At 57.6% G+C, this 15,984-nt stretch carries 14 protein-coding genes and 1 rRNA gene; 4 read left to right on the top strand and 11 right to left on the bottom strand.

Going from position 1 to position 15,984, the window contains the following annotated elements:
• Window positions 1-108: ribosomal RNA gene (locus ACFOTD_RS34250) — 16S ribosomal RNA — on the bottom strand; the annotation flags it as partial.
• Between the two features lie 452 nt (window positions 109-560).
• Here ACFOTD_RS34250 and ACFOTD_RS34245 point away from each other — a divergent pair.
• Window positions 561-1,400 (top strand): sugar phosphate isomerase/epimerase family protein, encoded by an 840-nt coding sequence (locus tag ACFOTD_RS34245; protein ID WP_378124487.1) that lies wholly within the window; start codon window positions 561-563, stop codon window positions 1,398-1,400.
• Window positions 1,401-1,447: 47 nt separating this feature from the next.
• Here the strand turns inward: ACFOTD_RS34245 and ACFOTD_RS34240 are convergent, their stop codons facing one another.
• The 4 genes from ACFOTD_RS34240 to ACFOTD_RS34225 form a co-directional block, all read right to left on the bottom strand.
• Window positions 1,448-1,927, bottom strand: a complete 480-nt coding sequence (locus tag ACFOTD_RS34240; RefSeq protein ID WP_378124486.1) for a C40 family peptidase — start codon at window positions 1,925-1,927, stop codon at window positions 1,448-1,450.
• Between the two features lie 191 nt (window positions 1,928-2,118).
• Entirely contained in the window at window positions 2,119-2,628 is a 510-nt protein-coding gene (locus ACFOTD_RS34235) for a WGxxGxxG family protein (protein WP_378124488.1), read from the bottom strand.
• Between the two features lie 152 nt (window positions 2,629-2,780).
• Window positions 2,781-3,890, bottom strand: coding sequence for a PdaC/SigV domain-containing protein (locus ACFOTD_RS34230; RefSeq protein WP_378124485.1), 1,110 nt, complete (start codon window positions 3,888-3,890; stop codon window positions 2,781-2,783).
• Between the two features lie 76 nt (window positions 3,891-3,966).
• Entirely contained in the window at window positions 3,967-4,923 is a 957-nt protein-coding gene (locus ACFOTD_RS34225) for a 3'-5' exoribonuclease YhaM family protein (RefSeq protein ID WP_378124484.1), read from the bottom strand.
• A 200-nt stretch (window positions 4,924-5,123) separates the two neighbouring features.
• Here ACFOTD_RS34225 and ACFOTD_RS34220 point away from each other — a divergent pair, with 200 nt between their 5' ends.
• Complete coding sequence (locus ACFOTD_RS34220) at window positions 5,124-5,342, top strand: DUF2188 domain-containing protein (RefSeq protein ID WP_378124483.1); 219 nt, start codon at window positions 5,124-5,126, stop codon at window positions 5,340-5,342.
• A 155-nt stretch (window positions 5,343-5,497) separates the two neighbouring features.
• Here the strand turns inward: ACFOTD_RS34220 and htpG are convergent, their stop codons facing one another.
• From htpG to ACFOTD_RS34190, 6 genes are all read right to left on the bottom strand, one after another.
• The gene (htpG, locus tag ACFOTD_RS34215) at window positions 5,498-7,378 is read right to left on the bottom strand and encodes a molecular chaperone HtpG (protein WP_378124481.1); all 1,881 of its coding nucleotides are present in this window, start codon (window positions 7,376-7,378) and stop codon (window positions 5,498-5,500) included.
• A gap of 125 nt (window positions 7,379-7,503) precedes the next feature.
• Complete coding sequence (locus ACFOTD_RS34210; RefSeq protein WP_378124480.1) at window positions 7,504-8,100, bottom strand: Uma2 family endonuclease; 597 nt, start codon at window positions 8,098-8,100, stop codon at window positions 7,504-7,506.
• Between the two features lie 138 nt (window positions 8,101-8,238).
• Window positions 8,239-9,786, bottom strand: coding sequence for a gluconokinase (gntK, locus tag ACFOTD_RS34205; protein WP_378124479.1), 1,548 nt, complete (start codon window positions 9,784-9,786; stop codon window positions 8,239-8,241).
• A gap of 59 nt (window positions 9,787-9,845) precedes the next feature.
• Complete coding sequence (locus tag ACFOTD_RS34200) at window positions 9,846-11,207, bottom strand: GntT/GntP/DsdX family permease (RefSeq protein WP_378124478.1); 1,362 nt, start codon at window positions 11,205-11,207, stop codon at window positions 9,846-9,848.
• A 162-nt stretch (window positions 11,208-11,369) separates the two neighbouring features.
• Entirely contained in the window at window positions 11,370-12,044 is a 675-nt protein-coding gene (locus tag ACFOTD_RS34195; protein WP_378124476.1) for a GntR family transcriptional regulator, read from the bottom strand.
• Window positions 12,045-12,183: 139 nt separating this feature from the next.
• The gene (locus ACFOTD_RS34190; RefSeq protein WP_378124475.1) at window positions 12,184-13,089 is read right to left on the bottom strand and encodes a helix-turn-helix transcriptional regulator; all 906 of its coding nucleotides are present in this window, start codon (window positions 13,087-13,089) and stop codon (window positions 12,184-12,186) included.
• Between the two features lie 151 nt (window positions 13,090-13,240).
• On the opposite strand from ACFOTD_RS34190, the gene ACFOTD_RS34185 reads away from it, so the two are divergent.
• Both ACFOTD_RS34185 and ACFOTD_RS34180 read left to right on the top strand, forming a co-directional pair.
• Window positions 13,241-14,086, top strand: a complete 846-nt coding sequence (locus ACFOTD_RS34185; RefSeq protein WP_378124474.1) for a sugar phosphate isomerase/epimerase family protein — start codon at window positions 13,241-13,243, stop codon at window positions 14,084-14,086.
• Window positions 14,087-14,090: 4 nt separating this feature from the next.
• The gene (locus ACFOTD_RS34180) at window positions 14,091-15,101 is read left to right on the top strand and encodes a Gfo/Idh/MocA family protein (protein WP_378124473.1); all 1,011 of its coding nucleotides are present in this window, start codon (window positions 14,091-14,093) and stop codon (window positions 15,099-15,101) included.
• The last annotated feature ends 883 nt before the right edge of the window (window positions 15,102-15,984 follow it).

Genomic DNA, 15,984 nt, shown 5'->3' with positions numbered 1-15,984 from the left:
CCGCCGCTAACTCAGTATGTAGCAAGCTACAAACTAAATCCGCTCGACTTGCATGTATTAGGCACGCCGCCAGCGTTCGTCCTGAGCCAGGATCAAACTCTCCATAAAGGGTAGTTCGACTTGCTCATGATAAAGCTGGTATAACTTTTGCTTCGGCCCCGAAAGGCTTCAGCGTCCGTTTGTTTTAACGCTCGATGTTCAGTTTTCAAGGAGCAATCTTTTAAAGCTCGTCCGCTTCATTTCCGAGGCAGGAATTAGATCTTATCATAATCTCGCGACACTTGCAACACCTTTTTTTCAACCATTCGAAACTTGGAATATGTATTCAGCCATTCCGAACCGTGTTCACCGGGCGTTGCAAAAGGCACAAGAAGTAATTTAACACATCCACGCTCTACTGCGCAACCCCTTTTTCAAAATAACTTTTCATCCGTCTGTCAGACCAGGAACGCGTAAGGATTGAGCAAATATCGCCATAGCTCTCCCTCCGTTCGATGCTATGCTGAGATCATAGCCAGACCAACCATCTTATATTAGAAAGAAAGCGAGGCGAAACGCTTTTGTCCTACCTATCGTTAAGCACTTGGAGCTTGCACCGGCTGCTCGGTCCGCTCCGATGGACAGTCTGGGATGCCGACGGCGAACGTCATATCGTGAACGAACAAGACCAGCCTCAAGCGCTCACGCTGCTGCAATTACCTGCCGAGGCCGCAAGAAGAGGCTATTCAGCCGTCGAAATCTGCCACTTTCATTTTCCGGGCACGGATCCGGCTTACTTGAACGAGCTTCGGGAGGCGTTCCGCTCTTCGGGCATCCGCTTCGATACGCTGCTGTTGGACTATGGAGACCTGACGGCCAAGGATTCGAAAAGGCTATCGGAGGATTTGGCGCTTATGCGACGGTGGATCGACGCGGCGGCGCTCTGTGGGGCCAGGCAAATACGAATCGTCGCCGGCGAAGCCGACGGATCGGACGATGCGGCATTGGCGCAGTCCGCTAAAAATTTGCGTGAATTGGCTGTCTACGCAAAAGGAAAACACGTCACCATCGTAACCGAGAATTTCAAAGCGTTGACCGCTACCGGCGATCGTTGCCGCGAACTGAGCGCATTGACCCAGCCCGAGGTGCGCTGGATTACGGACTTCGGCAATTTCTCAGGCGCGCGCAAGTACGACGAACTCGATATGCTCCTCCCGCATAGCGTGTCCGTACATGCAAAGGCTCAATATGACGATCGGGGCTTGCCCGATCGCGCGGAATTCGAGTTGTGCCTGGATCGAGCGATCGGAAGCGGCTTCGACGGCGCGTACGTATTGATCTACGATGGCCCTGGCGACATGTGGGAAGGACTGGCGCGGATCAAGACGATCGTCGAGTCTCGTCTAAACGAAGCGCAATAAAAAAGTTGCCCCGCATGCTCGGCATGCGGGGCTGTTGGATAATACTATTATAGAACGCGTTTGGCAGTCACGTACCTTTCCTTCCAGTAGGCGCTGTTCATGCTGGATACGGTGACCCCTTGGCTTGTGCTGGCATGGAGAATCTTGCCGTCTCCGGCGTAAATGGCGACGTGCCCGATCCAGTTGTTCGAGGAGCTGAAGAAAACGAGATCGCCGACGCTGAGCGAAGCCTTCGCTACCTTTGTGCCTTTGGAAGCCATGGCTGCAGCCGTACGAGGCAGCGTCGTGCCTTCTTTTCCGAAAATATATTGTACGAACGACGAGCAATCGAATGCGGAAGTCAAGCCGCTAGTGGCGCCATACAGATACGGCGTGCCTATGTATTCCTTGCCGAACGAGAGCAATGCAAGCGATTCTTCGGTTGCTGCAGATGCCTTGGAAGTTCCCAGTGCGGACGCGCCTCCGAATAACAATCCGGCGGCAAGGACGGTAGCGACGACAGGTTTGACCAGCTTGCGTACGTTCATAGGTTAAGATCCTCCGTGCAATCGTAAGTTATTCTTGCTTGGGATTGATCTTAACACATCTGAATCACCCTCTTTTTCCCAAAAAGAAAGCAAATCCGCAGATATCGCCGCTTTAACGCCTATTGTTAAAATAGCCTGAGAAAACGTTAATGATAAAAACCGCCGGGATAATCTCCCCGGCGGTTCGTTGTTTAACGTCTGTCGTCGCTCGTGTGACGGGAACGCATGCCTGCAAGACCGAGCAAGCCCAGCAAGCCGAGCCAGCCCCAGTTCGATCCGCGACGCGTCTCCGTGGTAGCCTTAGCTCTGTAAGTGCCATCCACCGACCGCGTGTGGTAAGTCCCGCCTGTAGCCGGCGTATTGTAGCCGGTATAGCTGCGGGCGTTATAGTTGCTCGAAGTCGTGCCGGTGCCGGAGTAAGGACTGACCGTCCCCGTCGAATAAGAACGGTAACCGCCCATCGTACCGCCGGTGCCCATGCCCGAAACGCCCGTATCGCCCGTGCCGTACATGCCGGTCGTGCCATGCGTGCCGTAGGTTCCAGTCGTACCGTAGGTTCCGCTCGTACCGGTCATTCCGTATGCCGTCGGAGTCGGCGAAGGGCTCGGTACCGCCGTCGAATACGAAGTGGCGTAGGCCGGAACGGCCAACATCATGGACAAGCACGTACAGGCTGCTGCTTTGCGAAGCGTCGATTTCAAAATGTGTTCCTCCTCGGGAATGGGATTGACAAGTCCAAGCGCGAATGCCCTTGTAATGTCCCTCGCATTGCCCGTGCGCATACCGTGAGAAAACTGCCATTCCGCTCAATCGCACCCTGCTTATGCAGCATGTCGCAAAAAAGTGCCGAAGCTTATTTGAACGCGCTTAGCGGCACCGCAAATTCCGGCATGCCGGCAGCGTACGGCGTATATTCATATTGCTCGAAGTAGACGACGACGGCTCCGTTTTTCATAAAAAACGGTCTGTCGGCTTCAATTGTTTTGAATGGCGCCAGCAGGTCCAGCTTACGTTCTTTGATCTGAGTCTGGATCGCGCGATTAATGATCGGGACATAATCCGCGCTGCCGCCTGCGACATCTTTAAGCGTAAGCAAATTCCCCGTTTTCAGGTCGAACGTATAAGGTACGCGTTCCGTTCCGCCATGCGCTCCGCCCAAATAAACATAGTAATCGACGTACAAGCTAAGCAGGCCGGCTGAATTCTGAGCGATCGTGTAAATGCCCTCGTACTCGACCGGCGGAATGTTTGTATCCGGGTAGCTCTTTTCGGCATCCGCGTTGTCTTTTGCCGCTTTTTCAAGCGTTTGGCGGCCGGACGCCGCGTATTTTTCCGCATCGGCCTTCAGCTTGGCGTTTATTTTTGCTTGCGCTTCCTGATTTTCCATGCCGGAGAATACTGGATAGGAAACAGTTAGCGACAGCTTGGTCGCCGCATGCGTCAGCTGCTCCGTCTTCCAGGATAGACCGTTCTCGGCGATCGGCGCAATGGATACCGTTTTGGAGGAAGCATCGTAGCCGATGCTGTATCCGAAGCTCTCGAGTACGAACCGCAGCGGCACAAACGTCGAGCCCGCCTGGATATAAGCTGGCGAAGCGTACAGGCGCTCTCCGTTGAGTCGATATTCCGATGCGGGCGTCAGTTGCATCGTACGGCCGCGTCCGGTCAACGTCGTTACCTTTGTCTTCGGATCCCACGACGTGGCGATGCCGAGCTGGTCGTTCAGCGAACGCAGACCGATATAGGATTCTCCATTCACGAGCGCCGCCGGCAAATATACCTTCTTGCCGTCGATCGCGAACGGCCGGGCCGAAACTTGAAGTTGCGTCTGTGACGCGGCAGCGTCGGCCCGTGCAGTCCCGGCAACGCCCGCAACTCCGGCGACCGCCAACGTTGCGGCTAGCGCGGCGATTTTAGCCCGGCGCAGCACAAACGAATGGGATGCTTTGCGAATCATAGCCATAATTGCGGCCTCCTCAAGTTGATTTTGTATGTCTCAAGGCCTTTACCCCATATTGCGCTTTAAAGATCAGAACCCGTCAAAAAGCCGTACGGTAGAGCGCCTTGTTCTCCAGTCCCCTGATCATCGGCGTCCAGGATTCGCCTTCGGGAATTGCGCCCAGCGCATCCTCCGCCATTTGCAGCTTGGCATCGAGCGAATCGATAAAGTGCAGCGCGATAGCTTCGGCCGTCTGGGGCTGGACAGGGCTGCCCCACTCGCCGAGATTATGATGCGAAAGAATTAAATGCTGCAGCGCGACGACCTTTGCCGAATCGGCGGAAATGCCAAGCTTGAGCGCCGCCTCGGTCACCCAGGTCGAAGCGAGGGCGATATGTCCGATCAGTCTGCCTTGCAGGCTGTATTCCGAGACGATGCCAAGACTTGCGGTCAGCTCCTCGGTCTTGGCGATATCGTGCAGCAAAATGCCTGCGCGGAGCAGATCGGCGTTCAGAAACGGACGCTGGCGGCAAATGAACTCCCCGATCTCAAGCATGCGGACGGTATGGTAGGCCAAGCCCGAATAATAGTTGTGATGATGGGTCTTGGCCGCGGGATAATGAGATAGCTTATCCCCTACCTTTGCCAAGCAATAGTCGACGAGTCCGCGCAGCTCTGCATCCGCGATCTCGGAGGCCGTCCGCTGGATCGTGCGTACCAGGTCGACGGCGGCGATCGGCGCGGCCTTGATGAAGTCGGCGATCGCGACGCCGTCTTGTTCGACCGCCGGACGAATCCGATTAATCTTGAGCTGCAGCTTCTCCCGGTAGAGCTGAACGACGCCCTGCACCTTGACCAGGCCCATCGGCGCGAACTGGCTCTTCTCGGCGGGAGAGACATCCCAGTACTTGGCCGGCAGTTGGCCGGAGGCGTCGCAAAGCACGATGTCGAAATAGTCCTTGGCCGGCGTTCCGTTCGTCTGCTTGACTTCGAATTCGCGCAGCAGATAGAAGCCGACGAACTCGTTCCCGCTGTTCATTTCCCTAATTAACGTCACGTGGGCATCCCTGCTTTCCTTCTCTTGCAGACAGTATAGCAGAATCGCACGAAGCCTACTAGGAACTGGAAATGACGCTCTTCTCATGCGCAATCTATTTAATAGACGACGCAGCGACGCAAAAAGTTGAAGACAATCGCGATGTTTGGAGAAACTCGGCGTTGGCTAATGAATGATATAAGGAAAGGAGTTGACAGGCCATGCCAAATCAACATGTTGTGCCTCACGAGAAAGGCTGGGCAGTGCGCGGCGAAGGCTCGAGCCGGGCGGAGGTTGTGACGGAAACGAAGCAGGAGGCGGTCGAAGCGGCGCGCAGGCTGGCGCAGGCGCAGCGTTCCGAGCTCGTCATTCACGGCAAGGACGGCCGTATCCAGACCAAGGACAGTCACGGCCACGACCCTTACCCGCCTAAGGGCTGAACGAGCGCCCTTCAATTCCTCGATCCTGAAAAGGAAAACGTGCCTGAACTTATATCGCGCTATTAGAGGCAAAAAGAAAAGCGGGACGAGGCAGATCAAACGATCTGCTGTCGTCCCGCTTTTGCGGAGCGAATCCCTATGCAGTTGCCTTGCCGTTACACCATGACCTTGCAAATGTCGTTGGTGAACTCGACCGGATCCTCGATCGGCAGCCCTTCGATGAGCAGCGCCTGGTTGTACAGCAGCGCCGTATAAAGGCCGAGCTTTTCTTTATCGGATTCGAACGCGCTCTTGAGCGACTTGAACACGTCGTGGTGCGTGTTGATCTCAAGCACTTTGTCCGCCTTGACGTCCGGATTGTTCGGCATCATGCGCAGCACCTTTTCCATCTCGATCGTCACTTCGCCCTCGGTGGACAAACAGACCGGGTGCGAACGAAGACGCTTGGAAGCCTTGACGCTCTTGACCTTGTCGCCAAGCAGCTCCATCATCGCGCCGAACAGCCCTTCGTTCTCCTGCTGCTCCTGTTGCGCCTCCTTGGCCTCGTCCTCGGTCTCGATGCCCAGATCCCCGCTCGACACGCTGCGGAACTCCTTGTCCTTGTACTTCAAGATCATCTTGATCGCGAACTCGTCGATATCGTCGGTGAAATACAGAATCTCGTAGCCCTTGTCCGCGACCAGCTCGGTCTGCGGCAGCTTCGCGATGCGCTCGTTCGAATCGCCGGTCGCATAATAAATGTACTTCTGATCTTCCGGCATCCGGGATACGTAATCTTCGAGGCTGACCAGCTTCTTTTCCTTGGAGGAGTAGAACATCAGCAGGTCCTGCAGCGTATCCTTATGCATGCCATAGTCGCTATAGACGCCGTACTTCAGCTGGCGGCCGAACGCTTGGTAGAACTTTTCGTACTTCTCCCGGTCGTCCCGCTGCAGACGCGTCAGCTCGCCCTTGATCTTGCTCTCGATGTTCTTGGCGATCAGCTTGAGCTGGCGGTCGTGCTGCAGCATCTCGCGCGAGATGTTAAGCGACAGGCTCTCGGAATCGACCATGCCCTTCACGAAGCTGAAGTAGTCGGGGAGCAAGTCGCCGCACTTGTTCATGATCAGGACGCCGTTCGCGTACAGCTCGAGGCCCTTTTCGTATTCCTTGGAGTAATAATCGAACGGCATGCTCTCGGGAATGTACAGGATCGCCTGGTACACGATCGCGCCGTCCGCGCTGATATGGATATGCTTCAGCGGCTTGTCGAAGCCGTAGTGCTTTTCGTTGTAAAAATTCTCGTAGTCCTCGTCCTTCAGCTCGCTCTTGTTTTTGCGCCAGATCGGCACCATGCTGTTGACGCGCTCTTCGTCGGTATACGACTCGTATTCGCTCTCCGTGCCTTCCTTGAGGCGGCTCTTGGTTGCGTTCATCTTGATCGGATAGCGGATAAAGTCGGAATACTTCTTGATAATGGAACGAAGACGATACTCCTCGAGATACTCGTCGTAGTTGTCGTCCTCGGTGTTGTCCTTGATCTTGAGCGTAATCTCCGTGCCGACCTCGTCCTTGCTCGCAGGCTCGACCGTATAGCCTTCGGCGCCGTCGGATTCCCACTTGTAAGCGGTGTCGCTGCCAAGCGCGCGGCTAACGACAGTGACATTGTCAGCGACCATGAACGCGGAATAGAAGCCGACGCCGAACTGGCCGATGATGTCGTGGCCTTCCTTGGACTCGTTCTCCTGCTTGAAGGCCAGCGAGCCGCTCTTGGCGATGACGCCCAAATGCGTCTCCAGCTCTTCGCGGGTCATGCCGATGCCCGTGTCCCGGAGGATCAGCGTGCGAGCGGCCTTGTCCGGTATGACCTGAATATAATAGTCGTCTTTGTTGAACACGAGCTGATCGTCGGTAAGCGCCTTGTAATAGATCTTGTCGATGGCGTCGCTCGCGTTCGAGATCAGCTCCCGCAGGAAGATCTCCTTCTGCGTGTAAATGGAGTTGATCATCATCTCCAGCAGCCGCTTGGATTCGGCCTGGAACGGTTTCTTTTCCATCGCTCAACTCTCTCCTTCAATCCTGCGCATAATGTTAGCACTCTCTATCCAAGAGTGCTATTTTCCTTCTTTTTTATAACACTGGATTCTCGGTAAAGTCAATACGAAGCCCGGCTTTCGCCTGTTTAAATGGCAGGAAAAACATCGACGAACAGCGTGCCTGCTTTGAAGGAAACGCAGGGCAGCCTGTCCGAGACGACAAGCTCGTCCTCCGCGAATAAATCGACGATCTCATAAACGCCGGCTTCTCGCAAAATATATCGCTCGAGCGTTCGCGTGCCGATATCGACGATCCAATACTCCGGAACGCCATGCTTAGCATAAATCCTGCTCTTCTTTACCCTGTCCCGATGTCTGGAGGAAGGAGACAACACCTCGACGGCAAGATCAGGCGCCCCCTCTATGCCCCGACGGGTAACGATATCCAATCGGCTGCGGTGGATGAGCACCAGATCCGGCTGGACGACGTTCTCCGGGCTGAGTATGACATCGAGCGGGGCAGTCAGAACAAGATATTCCGTATTGCAGCTTTGCTTCAGCAGATAAGCCGCTTCGATCGAGACGGACTGATGCGAAGCGTTCGGCCCCGGAGACATCAGCTCGAGCACGCCGTCAAGAACCTCATAGCGATAAACATCGTCAGCCAGTTCTGCATATTTATCGTAATTGAAATTTTCCTCGCGCACATAAAGGGGCGTCTTCTTCGCGCCTTCGTCCGTCATTGACGTCCGTCTCCTCTCTCCAGCTAAATAAAAAGCACCCCGGCCAAGCAACACGCATGTGTTGAGCATTGGCGAGGTGCTTCCCCGTGCGGCCGCCGGCCGTCTTTTCTTCCATTATGCGCAGCCGGCGATGGCCTGTCAATCTCCGGCGAGCTCGCGCTGGAAAGCTGCGATGGCCCGGTATTCGTCCTTCAGGCTTCGCGAGACGCCGATAAAGATCGGCAGCAGCTTGTGATAGACGGAAGCATGCGCCGGATCCGGCACATGCCGGTGCGTGGCGCCGACCATGCCGGCCGCGACGTTCAGCGAGCCGATCCGTCCGGTCGCGTACAACCCGAGCACGGCCGCGCCGAGGCAGGAGCTCTCGAAGCTCTCCGGCACGATCAGCTCCTGGTCGAAAATGTCCGCCATCATCTGGCGCCACAGCGCGGACCGCGCGAAGCCGCCCGTCGCATGGATGCGGCGGGGACGGCCGATGCGTTCTTCCACGGCGAGCAATACGGTATATAAGTTAAAGATTACGCCTTCGAGCACGGCGCGCAGCATATGCGCCTTGCCGTGATGCAGCGTAAGGCCGAAAAACGAGCCTCTCGCGTTGGCGTCCCACAACGGGGAGCGCTCGCCGGTCATATACGGATGGAAAAGGAGACCTTCGCTGCCCGGCGGAACCTTGGCCGCGATGTCCATAATCAGGTCGTTCGGATCCATCTTAAGCCGCTTGGCGGTCTCGGATACCGACGATCCGAACTCCTCTCTCGCCCAGCGCAGCAGGACGCCGCCGTTGTTGACCGGCCCGCCGATCACCCAATGACGCTCGGTGAGCGCGTAGCAGAACGTGCGTCCCTTCGGATCTACCGTCGGACGGTCGGTCACGGTCCGGATCGCGCCGCTCGTGCCGATCGTCGCGGCCACGACGCCGGGCTCGATCGCGCCGACGCCAAGATTGGACAGCACGCCGTCGCTGGCGCCGACGATAAACGGCGTGTCCGCCGCAAGACCGGTCTCGCGGACGTACGAATCGTTCAAGCCGGCAAGCTGATGCGTCGTCGGCACGAGCAGCGACAGCCGATCGGCGGTCACGCCCGCCGTCGCGAGCGCTTCTTCGTCCCAATCCAGCCGCTCCAAATTCATCAATCCGGTCGCGGACGCGATCGAATGGTCGACGACGTACTCGCCGAACAGCTTGGCGAATACGTATTCCTTGATCGAAATGAACCGGCGCGCGGTCCGGAAAAGCTCGCTATGCGATTCGCGCAGCCACATCAGTTTGGTTAGCGGAGACATCGGATGAATCGGCGTGCCCGTCCGCAGGTAGATCGCATGGCCCGTTCCGTCCTCCCGCAGACGCTCCGCCCATGCGGCGCTGCGGTTGTCGCCCCACGTAATGCTCCGGGTGAGAGGCCGGCCCTCCTCGTCAACGGCAATCAGGCTGTGCATCGCAGAGCTGAAGGACACGAACAGCACGCGCTTCGGATCGATGGCGCTCTTGTCCATCACGCTCCCGAGCGTCTGAAGCACGGCCCGGAAAATCTCGTCCGGATCCTGTTCGGCAACGACAGGCGTAGGCGTATACAGCGGATACTCCACCGTCGCCTGCGTCACGACCTTGCCGTTCTCCTCGAACAGGACGGACTTCGTGCTGGTGGTACCGATATCGACGCCGATCATGTACATGGAGGCATGCATGGCTCAACCTTCTTCCCCTTCATTAATGAAATACGGCGCATGAATTCAGGCTGGCCGTTCTAAACAAAGACGCTGACCACCATAATAAGCGCAAGCGCTACGACGGACAGCAGCGTTTCCATCACCGTCCAGGACTTCAGCGTCTGCGGGACCGACATGTTGAAAAATTCCTTGACCATCCAAAATCCGGCGTCGTTGACGTGGGACAACACGAGCGAGCCCGCTCCCGTAGCGAGCACGGCCAGCTCGACGCTAGAGCCAGGACTTAGCGCCAGCACCGGGGCGACGATGCCGGCAGCCGTCGTCATGGCGACGGTCGCCGAGCCGGTGGCCACGCGGATCAGCGCCGCGACCAGCCAGGCGAACAGCAGGACGTTCACGTTCGCCTGCGTGGCGATGGCCGCGATCGCGTCGCCAACGCCGCTGTTGATCAGCACCTGCTTGAAGGCGCCGCCGCCGCCGATGATCAGGATGATGGAAGCCGTAGGCGCCAGACATTCATGCGTGAACCGGGAAATATCGGTTTTAGAAAAGCCTCTGGCAAAGCCGAGAGAGAAAAGCGAAAATACGACCGCGATCAGCAGGGCGACGACCTCGTTCCCGATAAACGCGCAAAATCGCGTCACGGGGTTGAACGCATGCGGGTCGGCGATGCTCGCGATCGAGCCCGCCAGCATTAGAATAACAGGCAGCAGAATGGTAAACAATGTAATGCCGAATCCAGGCAGGTCTCCCGTCTCCCGCGAGCTGAACTGCTTGGCGAGGTTTTCCGGCGGCGAGACGGCGATTCGCTTGCCGATCCATTTTCCGAACAGCGGTCCGGCTAGGATTGCCGTGGGCAGCCCGACGATGAGGGAGTATAGGATGGTCTTGCCCAGGTCAGCTTGGAAAGCGTCGATCGCGATCATCGGCGCCGGATGCGGCGGCACGAGTCCGTGCACCGTCGATAAGCCGGCCAGCACGGGGATCCCGATTTGCAGGAGCGGCATTTTGACCTTGCGCGCGACGATAAACACGATCGGAATGAGCAAAATGACGCCGACCTCGAAGAATACGGGAATGCCCACGATAAAACCGACGACCATCATCGCCCAATGGACCCGCTTTTCGCCGAACCGGTCGATCATCGTCGTCGCGATGCGTTCGGCCCCGCCCGACTCGGCCATCATCTTGCCCAGCATCGTGCCCAAGCCGATGACGATAGCGATGGTGCCTAGCGTGCCTCCAAGTCCGCCGGTCACCGACTTGATCAGCGCCTGGCCGTCCATGCCTGCCAGAAAACCGAGCAGCAGCGCCGAGAGCAGCAGCGTGACGAACGGGTTCCATTTGAACTTGGCGATCATAACGACCAAAAACAAGATAGCGAGCAGCGCCCAGACGAGCAGCGTCGCGTTATGTCCCATACCGAATAGCTGGTCCAAAATCCAAACCTCCGTTACTCTGATCGTTTTTGCGGATCCTTCTTCTAAAAATGGTATACCCAGCACACACGTATACTAGTCGACAAGTTTAATCGAAAGAAAAGCTTCAACAACCCGGACAGTCAAACGTTTGCCCGGAAGCTTTTGAAGCCATTAGCATGCTTAGGACCAAGTATTGCGAAGCGTCTGGCGCGAGTCGGCGAAATAGGACCGGACGACGTCCGCAATGCGCGCCTCGTCACCGGATTCGAGCGCGTCCGCAATGGCCTCATGCTTGGCCACGACACGTTCGAGCCGTTCAGAACCGCCCCCGAAAACCTTCTCTGTCGTCAACAGCATCACGGCGAGAACGATATAGCGGATGCTGTCCCACAAGCGCGCGATCCGAGCGTGCCCGGAAGCCGAGATCAGTCCGTCGTGAAACTGGAAATCAAGCCACGCGAACTCGGCGATATCCGCATACTTGGCGGCGACGCGCATGCTGTCGATGCGGTGACGCAGCGTCGCGATCAATTCGGGCGGGCAGGAAGTCGCGAGACGCTGCTGCGCAAAGCTCTCAATGAGGTAACGGACGTCGTACAGCTCGGCGATATCTTGGGCAGACAGCCCCTGAACGACCGCCCCCATCCGCTCAAGTCGGAGCAAGCCTTCGTTGGATAACGCTTTCAGCGCTTCCCTGACGGGCGAGCGGCTCGTGCCGAACTCCGCCGCGATTTTATTTTCCGAAATAACGTCGCCCTGCTTCAAGCTGCCGTCCACGATTCGCAGCCGCAGCTCGCCGGCGATCGCTTCTCCGCGAGATTGTCCTTTGAGCCAAGCGGCAGGATATTGTCGCATTGCTTCCAACCTTCCTTCTGCGTTCACAAACGGCGGTTCTAACACTTCAAACTTGTCGACAAGTCGACCTGTCTATATTAACTTGCGCAAACCGACCTGTAAATAGCCCCGCGCTTCGTCTCGTTGCGCATTGTCTCAATTACAGCACTCTCGAGAGCTTGCGGTATTCCCGCGGAGAGATGCCTTCGCCGGCCGTAAAGACGCGGCTGAAATAGTGAAGGTCAGGGTATCCGATCTTCGCTCCGACGGTCTCGACCGACCAGTCCGTCTCCCTAAGAAGCCTGCGGGCTTCGCGCAGACGAATCGACTGGATCATGCGCCCCGGGGGCAAGCCGGCGATCTGCTTGAACAGCTTGGACGCATAATCCTCGCTGACCTTGAGCTCCCGCGCGACGCGCTCGGCGCTCCAGGACCCGCCTGGCTCCTTTTCCATCGCTTCGACCATTTTGCGTATACGCTCGCGATGCACGGAATCGCTGCCGTCGGCGCCTTCGTCCCCTGACCTAAGCAGCATCGCGAGTATGCCCAGCATCAGAGACTTGCAAACGAGCTCGTAGCCGGTTCGACGCATCGTAAATTCGCCCACAAGACGATCCATGAGCTGAAAGCATTCGGGCCCGCAAGCGTATACGGCACGCGAAGATAGCGCATCGAGATCCGGCGCGATCGGTTCCTCCGCGAATTTATCCAAGTCCGGCTCCGCGTCAAGGTCGAACGATACCATGTCGCTCTCCGTCAATATCCGAAGACGTCCGTCAAAATCGAAGTGGATGCCGAGCAGCGTCGCGCCGTTCGCGGAGACGATGGCATTGCGGTGCGGCACGCCGGACGGGAGCACGACAGCCTCGCCCTCTCCGATCGTGTAGCGCGCGCCGCGCATATCGGTCGCCAGCTTTCCCTTGCACACGCAGATCAACTCAAAATCGTAAATATACCGCTCGGGCAGCGTGCCGGGCGGGAGCTTCTGGTATTGCGCATAATGGACGGTCGGCGACCAGTCCTTCGCCGGCAGCGGCCGTTGCAGCGGGAAGCGCGCAAAATCCATCCAAAGCCACTCCCTTCGTTCCCCCATTTTAACATAAGCGGTGCATTTAGAACGGAATCGTGCAAGTTTTAGCTTTCTTCTCTAAATGAACGCGGCTGCGCCTTCCTTATAATGAAGACAAATAAAACGCTTCCCAAGGAGGACTTCCCCGATGAAAAAAGGCATTAATATCTGGTCGTTCGGCGACGGCGTCTCGATTAAAGACGCGATCGCGACTGCCAAGGACGCAGGCTTCGACGGCATCGAATTGTCGCTGAACGAGACCGGCGAGCTCGGGCTGGAAGCAACCGACAGCGAGCTGGCGGACATCAAGCTGCAGCTGGCCGACACTGGACTTGAGCTGGCCGGCCTGGCGACCGGCTTGTACTGGTCCTACGCGATGACGAGCGAGACCGAAGCGAACCGCCTCAAGGCGATCGACGTCTGCAAAAAGCAGATCGAAACCGCGGCCAAACTCGGCGCGGACGCGATTCTGGTCATTCCCGGCGCCGTTGGCGTGGATTTCATCCCTGGCAGCGAAGTCGTCCCTTATGACGTCGCCTACGGCCGCGCGCTCGAAGCGATCACGAAGCTTGCCCCCGAAGCCGAAGCCGCCGGCGTATCCATCGGCATCGAGAACGTCTGGAACAAGTTCCTCCTCTCCCCGCTCGAAATGCGCGGGTTCATCGACGCGACAGGCTCCAAGTATGTCGGCTCCTACTTCGACGTCGGCAATACGGTCTACAGCGGCTATCCCGAGCACTGGATCCGCATCCTCGGCCACCGCATCAAAAAAGTTCACTTTAAGGATTACCGCAGACAAGCGGGCGGCTTGCACGGCTTCGTCGACCTGCTGGCCGGCGACGTCGACTACCCGGCGGTCGTCGCGGCGCTGCAAGAAATCGGCTATGACGGATACGTCACGGCGGAGATGATCCCGCAGTACACCCACCACACCAAGCAAATCATCTACAATACTTCCGGCGCTATGGACGCCATTTTGGGAAGGAAGGGCTAATCGCATGCTTAAAATCGGACTTATCGGCTTCGGCTTCATGGGAAGAATGCACTTCGACAACTATGTGCGACTGGCCGGCGAAGGCAAACAAGTCAAAGTCGTCGCCATCTGCGACGTCGCGATCGAAACGCTGAAAAACGCCAAAGCAGGCGGCAATATGGCGACCGCACAGGAGACTTACGACCTGTCGGGCTACGCGCTGTACGATTCCGTCGACAAGATGCTGGCAAACGAAGAGCTGGACATGATCGATATCACCCTGCCGACTACGCTGCACGCGGACCTGACGTGCGAGCTGCTCGAGAAGGGCTACCACGTATTTTGCGAAAAGCCGATGGCTCGCCGTTCGGACGAAGCGCGGCGCATGGTCGAGACGGCCGAGCGGACCGGACGCAAGCTGCAGATCGGACAGTGCCTCCGCTTCTGGCCGGCGTACGAGTACCTGAAGGCGAGCGTGGAAGACGGCCGCTACGGGGCTGTCAAGGGCGGCTACTTCTATAGAGGTTCTCACGCGCCGGCCGGTTGGTTCCTGAACGGCGACCTCAGCGGCGGCGCGCTGCTCGATATGCACATTCACGACACGGATATCGTGAACTGGCTGTTCGGCAAGCCCGAGCGCGTATCCACGATCGGACGCAACGTCATTCCGGGCAGCGGCTTCGACGTCGCTTCCACGCACTACGGCTTCGCGGACGGCAAGGTCGTCAATGCCCAGGTCGACTGGACGCTCGAAGGCGACTTCGGATTCGAGATGGGCTTCCGCGTCAACTTCGACGGCGCCAACATCATCCTCGGCAAGGACGGCCTGACCGTCAATCCGAAGGACGCGGCGGGCTTCCAACCGGAGCTGGCTGCGCACGACGGCTATTACGGGGAGCTCCTCAGCTTCACGAACGCTATCCTGAGCGACGAAGCCGTCTCCGTCTGCACGCCGGAGAGCACGCTCGCCACGCTCGAGATCGTCGAGGCCGAGCAGCAATCCGCCGAACGCGGCGGCGAATGGGTCAAGCTGTAAACGCAAGCGCAAGCGTAAAGAGCAACAAGCATGAGCATGAGGACCGCACAGCGATGTGCGGTCTTTTTGGTGCGCGGCAATGACGAATGACGGCGAGCGCATGCTGCGATGGAGAGGATGCTGGGTTGGCAGGCGTTAGGTGGCGGGACGCTGGGGTGGCGGGCGTTGGGGTGACCGGATGCTCGGGTGGCGGGCGTTGTGATGGCGGGACGCTGGGGTGGCGGGCGTTGGGGTGACCGGATGCTCGGGTGGCGGGCGTTGTGATGGCGGGATGCTCGGGTGGCGGGCGTTGGGGTGACCGGATGCTCGGGTGGCGGGCGTTGTGATGGCGGGATGCTCGGGTGGCGGGCGTTGGGGTGACCGGATGCTGGGGTGTCGCGATGTTGGAGTGGCGGGATGCTTACCTGGCGCGATAATGCAACAAATGCGGCTATGCCGGCCCTTGCATCGGCTGATTGCGCGGCGGCAGCGAGCTGCGGAGGTTCCAAGCAAGGTTTGAACGGATGAGAGATTTACGTTCCCATTAAGAAATAAAGCCGAAACTGAAGTCGGGTGGAACGTCTAGCACGGAGCCACCCGTCAGCCGTTCCGATGGGCCTGCGCATTGTCGCTCTCGTCGTTGTTTCGCCGCAATGCCTGCAAATATACATCTTTTTCTGCCGAAGGCGACCCTTTTGTTCAGAATTGATGCAAATGAGCAGGTATTTTCCTTCATCAGATGGATTTCCAGCTTGCGCTTTGAATTTACCTGCATAATTGGTTACTACTTAGGTGAGTTAGAACTGAAACTGCCCGTGAATGGCGAGTGAGAGGGATTTGAGGACGGAAAGGTTTTGTTTGAGGAGCGTGGAGACGACGGAGCGAATGCGTGCAAACTGCGTTG

Source organism: Cohnella sp. GCM10012308 (assembly GCF_042649185.1).
GTDB lineage: Bacteria > Bacillota > Bacilli > Paenibacillales > Paenibacillaceae > Cohnella.
The sequence above is the reverse complement of the archived record's forward strand: the minus strand, read 5'-3'. Positions and strand labels throughout refer to the sequence as shown.

Bases quoted from the DNA above. Each gene is read 5' to 3' on its own strand.
- ACFOTD_RS34240 (WP_378124486.1), bottom strand. From the start codon at position 1,927: ATGAACGTACGCAAGCTGGTCAAACCTGTCGTCGCTACCGTCCTTGCC.
- ACFOTD_RS34230 (WP_378124485.1), bottom strand. From the start codon at position 3,890: ATGGCTATGATTCGCAAAGCATCCCATTCGTTTGTGCTGCGCCGGGCT.
- ACFOTD_RS34220 (WP_378124483.1), top strand. From the start codon at position 5,124: ATGCCAAATCAACATGTTGTGCCTCACGAGAAAGGCTGGGCAGTGCGC.
- htpG (WP_378124481.1), bottom strand. From the start codon at position 7,378: ATGGAAAAGAAACCGTTCCAGGCCGAATCCAAGCGGCTGCTGGAGATG.
- ACFOTD_RS34210 (WP_378124480.1), bottom strand. From the start codon at position 8,100: ATGACGGACGAAGGCGCGAAGAAGACGCCCCTTTATGTGCGCGAGGAA.
- gntK (WP_378124479.1), bottom strand. From the start codon at position 9,786: ATGCATGCCTCCATGTACATGATCGGCGTCGATATCGGTACCACCAGC.
- ACFOTD_RS34195 (WP_378124476.1), bottom strand. From the start codon at position 12,044: ATGCGACAATATCCTGCCGCTTGGCTCAAAGGACAATCTCGCGGAGAA.
- ACFOTD_RS34190 (WP_378124475.1), bottom strand. From the start codon at position 13,089: ATGGATTTTGCGCGCTTCCCGCTGCAACGGCCGCTGCCGGCGAAGGAC.
- ACFOTD_RS34185 (WP_378124474.1), top strand. From the start codon at position 13,241: ATGAAAAAAGGCATTAATATCTGGTCGTTCGGCGACGGCGTCTCGATT.
- ACFOTD_RS34180 (WP_378124473.1), top strand. From the start codon at position 14,091: ATGCTTAAAATCGGACTTATCGGCTTCGGCTTCATGGGAAGAATGCAC.